This is a genomic window from Bradyrhizobium sp. Ses1, assembly GCF_059512365.1.
In genome coordinates this window covers 1-1,346 of the sequence record NZ_JCAMOQ010000169.1, presented here as the reverse complement: position 1 = coordinate 1,346, position 1,346 = coordinate 1, and the positions used below count along the sequence as shown (strand labels likewise).

Sequence of the window (1,346 nt, the reverse complement as noted above, 5' to 3'; positions counted from 1 at the left end):
AAAGGTGGACTTCTCTTGCTTCGGGGATCATCCATATCTTGAATCACGACTCACGATCCAAGAAAAGTGGGTACTAGTCTGCAAAATGAACTAAAGAGGTGAATCAGGACGCCTGGGCGATTTTGCTAACCGTCCGCTCTTTTGTTCAGGGACTCAGACGAGGCATAAGCGCCTGAAAGAACCTTATAACAACTACATGCCTTTCGCTCGAGGCCCTTGCGTTCATCGATCTCCAAGACGCCACGCATCTTGCGAATCAACCTTTGTTCTTCGAATCGGATCAGCGTCTCGGCGACGCTAGCGCGGCGCAGTCCTAAGGCGAACGAAAGATAGTCATGGGTGACTGGAAGCACTTGAGCGCCCAGAGCATCACTCGCCAAACAGAGCCAGCTCGCGAGCCGCTGTTCGCAATCGTGCCGAACACCGCACAATCCCGTCTGAGCGCAATGCAAGGTCAGCGCTTGAACGTACCGAAAAAGATGTTCTCGGATTTCAGGACGCTCCTTGGTCAGGCGACGCAAATCCTCGACACGGATCCTGTGCGCGCTTCCGGGAAGGAGCACAACAGATTGATGCGTCGAAAGATGCCCTACCACTAAGAGCGAAGCACCGACCGCACCCCGATATCCTATCACCGCCGTTTCAACGGCGCTTTCCGCCGCGACAATCCTCAGCGAGACGAGGCCCGACTCGATAAAGTAGACGTAATCAAGCTGCCTTTTTGGCTCCTGCAGGATCATGCGTTCTCTCAAAACGATCGGCTGAAGGAACTCCCCTATTGCCGCGAGGTCTTGTAGAGAAAGACCGGCGAGAATCGCATTCTTGACAAAGGACCGCGTAGGAGCCCGCACCTTAACAGGCCGGTCAAGCATCGGCTGTGTACCGGAGTCCCGCGTGAGAGCTGCATCTCTGGAGCCGTCAAGCGCATCAAGGACTGCGGGCACGTGGTTGGTCATAGTGCGGCCCCTCCTGGCATGCGGCGCTCAGCCCCGCCGACCGTAACGAAAAATTGATTCCAAACTGTAACAATGCTTTCATCCTTATTAATGCAATGAGCCTCGTGCTGACGCTCAAATACCGCGTTGGGGCGGCCTTCTTTGAGGCATTTCAACGCCTCCCCTAGAGCGACCCCATAGGGTGGCGCGCAGGATGCTCGCCTGTGGAGTCGCCAGCATCTGTCAAGCCCCGCGGGGTGTGATCACGTGACTGTGGTGTAACAGGCGATCAAGGAGAGCTATGCGGGAAACTGGGTGATGACGGACTGAGATAGGCGGCGGATCGAGGCGGGTGTCGAAGCCTGCCAGAACCTCTCTCAAGGAGAGCAATACGCCATGAATGAGACTAGC

At 55.8% G+C, this 1,346-nt stretch carries 1 protein-coding gene; it reads right to left on the bottom strand.

Annotated elements, in window-relative coordinates:
- Window positions 1–125: 125 nt before the first annotated feature.
- Window positions 126–956: a Crp/Fnr family transcriptional regulator gene (locus AC5ZG5_RS46165; RefSeq protein WP_456647253.1), complete on the bottom strand. Its 831-nt coding sequence runs from the start codon at window positions 954–956 to the stop codon at window positions 126–128.
- Between the last annotated feature and the right edge of the window lie 390 nt (window positions 957–1,346).